Origin of the sequence: Nocardioides psychrotolerans (genome assembly GCF_943371775.1) — a bacterium.
GTDB lineage: Bacteria > Actinomycetota > Actinomycetes > Propionibacteriales > Nocardioidaceae > Nocardioides > Nocardioides psychrotolerans_A.
In genome coordinates this window covers 1-4527 of record NZ_CALRWD010000137.1, presented here as the reverse complement: position 1 = coordinate 4527, position 4527 = coordinate 1, and the positions used below count along the sequence as shown (strand labels likewise).

The following is a 4527-nucleotide window of genomic DNA, read 5'->3' as shown; positions in this document are numbered from 1 at the left end:
TCGCGCCAGACCTCGTTGCAGGATCACGCCTCAACTCGACGGCCATCCGGGTTGCGCGCTCACGCAGCTCGTCGCCGTACTTCCTGGGTGCTGCCATGACTCTCATCCTCCATGGATTGAGAGCCTCCATCAGACCCGGGGCGATTCACCGGGACGGTTCACCGCTGCAACGGTCTCGTAGATGGGGTAACGACGTGTTACATGAGTCGGGCCGGCCCAGCGCCGTTGACAGATCCCGCCGTCCGCCCCAGGGTCGGCGCATGGCAGAGGTCGTGTTCCGTCCCGGGAGCGCCGAGACGTGGGCCAGCCCGTGGCAGATGTACGCCGCCCTGCGCGACCGCGCCCCGGTCCACCACGTCGAGCGCCCCGGGGGCAGTGACTACTACGTGCTGTCCCGGCACGCCGACGTGATGGCGGCGGCGGTCGACACGGCGACGTACAGCTCGGCGCAGGGCCTCACCACCGAGTACGGCGAGCTCGAGCGGATCGGCCTCGTCGACAACCCGCCGATGGTGATGCAGGATCCGCCGGTGCACACCGCCTTCCGGCGCCTGGTCTCGCGCGGCTTCACCCCCCGCGCGGTGGCGACCGTGGAGCCCGCCGTGCGCGCCTTCGTGCGCGAGCGGCTCGACCGGATCGTCGCGGCGGGGGAGGCCGACGTGGTCGCGGAGCTCTTCAAGCCGCTCCCGAGCATGGTCGTGGCGTTCTACCTCGGGGTGCCGGAGGCCGACCGCGACCGCTTCGACACCTGGACCGACGCGATCGTGGCCTCCGGGGCGGGCACGGGCGGTGACGTCGCAGCAGCGGGCGAGGCCGTGGGCGGGATGCTGGGCTACTTCGCCGAGCTGGTCGAGCGCCGACGCCGGGAGCCGGGCGACGACACGGTCTCGCACCTCGTGGCGGCGGGGGTCGGGGACGACGACGCCGGCCTCCTCTCGATCCTGGCCTACGTCTTCACCATGGTCACGGGTGGCAACGACACCACGACGGGCATGCTCGGCGGCGCCGTCCAGCTGCTCGAGGAGCACCGCGACCAGCGCCGGGTGCTGCTCGACGACCCGGCCGCGATCGGCGACGCCGTCGACGAGCTGCTGCGGCTCACCTCGCCGGTCCAGGGACTGGCCCGCACGGTGACCCGCGACGTCGAGCTGCACGGCGTGCAGGTGCCGGCCGGCCGCAAGGTGCTGCTGCTCTACGCCGCGGCCAACCGCGACCCGCGCCGCTACGGGCCCGAGGCCGACCACCTCGACGTACGACGGCGCCCGGGGCAGATCCTCACCTTCAGCCAGGGCGCCCACTTCTGCCTCGGCGCCAACGCCGCGCGGATGCAGGCCCGCGTCGCGCTGGAGGAGCTGCTGGCCCGCTGCCCCGACTTCTCGGTCGACCTGGACGCGGTGACCTGGGCCGACGGTGCCTACGTGCGTCGGCCGACCAGCGTGCCGTTCCGCGCGAGCACCTGACCTCCCCGCCCACCTGAACGAGCGCCGCGTACGTTCGGGGGCATGACCCCGGCAGACCTGCTCCAGGACCACTTCAACCGCATCGTCGAGAGCGCCGACGTCCTGCTCGACGGGCTCACCGAGGACCAGCTCACTCACCGCCCGACGCCCGAGGCCAACTCGATCGCCTGGCTCGTCTGGCACCTCGCGCGGGTGCAGGACGACCACGTGGCGGCGGTCGCGGGGCTCGAGCAGGTCTGGTCCGCGCAGGGCTATGCAGAGCGCTTCGGGCTGCCGTTCGACCCCGCCGAGATCGGCTACGGCCAGGACAGCGACGACGTCGCGCAGGTCAGGGCGGGAGCCGACCTGCTCGCCGACTACCTGCACGCGGTCCACGACCAGACGGTGGGCTATCTCGCCACCCTGACGCCCGAGGACCTCGACCGCGTCGTCGACGAGCACTGGGACCCGCCGGTGACGCTCGGCATGCGCCTGGTGAGCGTCGTCAACGACGACACCCAGCACGTCGGCCAGGCCGCCTACGTGCGAGGTCTCCTCGGCGTGTGACCCGGTCGGCGGAATGCCCGCGGCGTCCGGGGCGCTGAGCAGGGATGCCCTCGGACACCACAGCCCCTCGCACCGCCCTCGTCGTCGGAGCCACCGGCATCACCGGCCGCGCCCTGACCCGCCGCCTCGTCGCGAGCGGTTGGGAGGTCGTCGGCCTGTCGCGCCGGGCCGTCAGCGACATCGCCGGCGTGCGCTCCGTCACCGCCGACCTCCAGGACCGCGACTCCCTGGCGGCAGCGCTGCAGGGAGAGCACCCCACCCACGTCTTCTTCACCGCCTGGGCCCGGCAGGAGACCGAGGCGCAGAACATCGCGGTCAACGCCGGGATGGTCCGCGACCTGCTGGCCGCGCTGCGCCCCGCCGCGTCCGTGCAGCACGTCGCCCTGGTGACCGGGCTCAAGCACTACCTCGGCCCCTTCGAGGCCTACGCCGCGGGCGACGTGCCCGACACGCCCTTCCACGAGGACGAGCCGCGGCTGTCCTACCCCAACTTCTACTACGCCCAGGAGGACGCCGTCCTCGCCGCGGCCCAGCGCGACGGCTTCACCTGGAGCGTCCACCGACCCCACACCGTCATCGGCGACGCCGTCGGCAACGCGATGAACATGGCGCAGACCCTGGCCGCCCAGGCCGCGATCTGCCGGGCCGAGGGCCGACCCTTCGTCTTCCCGGGCTCGCAGGTGCAGTGGGACGGGCTGACCGACATGACCGACGCCGGCCTGCTCGCCGAGCAGCTCGAGTGGGCCGCCACCACCCCCGAGGCGGCCGACCAGGCCTACAACGTGGCCAACGGCGACGTCTTCCGCTGGCGCTGGATGTGGCCGCGCCTGGCCGACGCGCTCGGCGTCGAGCCCGAGGGCTTCGACGAGAAGCCGCGCCCCCTCGAGGAGCAGATGATCGGCGCGGAGGACACCTGGCGCCGGATCGCCGAGGAGCACGGCCTGCGCGAGCCCGACCTGCACCGCGTGGCGTCCTGGTGGCACACCGACGGTGACCTGGGCCGCGAGATCGAGTGCCTCACCGACCTGCGCCGCAGCCGGGAGGCCGGCTTCACCGGCTACCGCTCCACGCTCGCCGCGTTCCTCGACGCCTTCGAGGTCCTGCGCCGCGAGAGGGTCGTGCCGCCCGTCGGCTAGGGCTGGACGGGGCTGCTCGTCGGATCCGGTCGGGTGATCCGGTAGCGCACGAACGACGGCACGGCCAGCGCGGCCACCACGGTGAGCACCACCACCAGCACCCCACCGCCGGCCGCTGCTGCCGCCGTACCGACCATGGCGGCGCTGGCGCCGTGCGCCACGTCGGCGATGCGCGGACCGCCCGCGACGACCACGATGAAGATGCCCTGGAGGCGCCCGCGCACGGCGTCGGAGGCCGCGGTCTGGAGCATGCTGGAGCGGAACGCCGCCGAGGCCATGTCGGCCGCGCCGCCCACGACCAGCATCAGGACCGCGGCCACCAGCATCGGCGTGCGGAAGCTGTCGGCCAAGGCGACGGCGACGCCGAAGCCGGCCATCGCCACGCCCCACACCAGGATGCACACGATGACGGCCAGGCCCTGCCGCGAGACCCGCGAGACCCAGCCGGAGAAGACGCCGCCGAGCACGGCCCCGGCCGGGATCGCCGCGAAGAGGACCGCGAAGGCCAGCCCGCCGCCCTCCGGCCCGAGGAAGCTCTCGTGGGCGATCTCGGGGAAGAGCGCGCGGGGCATCCCGAAGACCATCGCGATGATGTCGACGACGAAGGACATCATCAGCACGGGGTGCCCGCGCAGGTAGGCCAGGCCCTCGACCACCGAGCGCAGCCCCGGCGTGCCGGTCGGGGCGCCCTCGACCGCGAGCGAGGGCAGCCGCACGACAGCGGACAGCGTGGCCAGCAGCGTGAGGGTGTCGATCAGGTAGAGCCACTCGAAGCCCAGCACCGGGATCAGCGTGCCGGCCACGAGAGGTCCCGCGATCGCGCCGGCCTGCATGACGGTCATGTTGAGCGAGTTGGCCGCCGGCAGCAGCCCGGGCTCGAGCAGCCGGGGCAGCACCGCGCTGCGGGTGGGCTGGTTGACCGCGAAGAACGCCTGCTGCACCGAGAAGAGGCACAGCAGGAGCCAGACGTCGGTGTTGCCCATCGCCGCCTGGGCGTAGAACAGCCCGCTCGTGACGATCAGCCCGGTCGTCGTGACGATCAGGATCGTGCGCCGGTCGAAGACGTCGGCGAGCGCGCCTCCCCACAGCCCGAAGACCACCAGCGGCACGAGGCCGAAGACGCCCGTGAGACCGACGTACGCCGACGAGCCGGTGTCGACGTAGATCTGGGCCGGCACTGTCACCACCGTCAGCTGCGCGCCGATCACGGTGATGATGTTGGCCAGCCACAGCCGCTTGAAGTGGGGGTTGGCCAGCGGACGCGTGTCGGCCAACAGCCCCCGGATCTGCACCCACGAAATGTACGCCTCAGCCTTCGTCGGTCGAGCAGGGAGGAGCGCCAGCGACGACCGCCCGTCGAGACCTCAGGAGCGTGGTCTCGACGG

At 72.7% G+C, this 4527-nt stretch carries 4 protein-coding genes; 3 read left to right on the top strand and 1 reads right to left on the bottom strand.

Features of this window, described 5'->3' with window-relative positions; translation table 11 throughout:
- Positions 1-260 precede the first annotated feature (260 nt).
- Genes AAG827_RS21965 through AAG827_RS21955 form a run of 3 tightly spaced genes read left to right on the top strand, consistent with a single transcriptional unit; the run spans position 261 to position 3142 of the window.
- Complete coding sequence (locus AAG827_RS21965) at positions 261-1460, top strand: cytochrome P450 (RefSeq protein WP_341928340.1); 1200 nt, start codon at positions 261-263, stop codon at positions 1458-1460.
- Positions 1461-1502: 42 nt separating this feature from the next.
- Positions 1503-2006: a DUF664 domain-containing protein gene (locus AAG827_RS21960; protein ID WP_341928339.1), complete on the top strand. Its 504-nt coding sequence runs from the start codon at positions 1503-1505 to the stop codon at positions 2004-2006.
- A gap of 44 nt (positions 2007-2050) precedes the next feature.
- Positions 2051-3142, top strand: coding sequence for an SDR family oxidoreductase (locus AAG827_RS21955; protein WP_341928338.1), 1092 nt, complete (start codon positions 2051-2053; stop codon positions 3140-3142).
- Here AAG827_RS21955 and AAG827_RS21950 read toward each other — a convergent pair.
- A complete protein-coding gene (locus tag AAG827_RS21950; RefSeq protein WP_341928337.1) occupies positions 3139-4434 on the bottom strand; it encodes an MFS transporter in 1296 nt (431 codons plus the stop codon). The two genes, AAG827_RS21955 and AAG827_RS21950, sit on opposite strands and share 4 nt — an antisense overlap.
- Positions 4435-4527 lie beyond the last annotated feature (93 nt).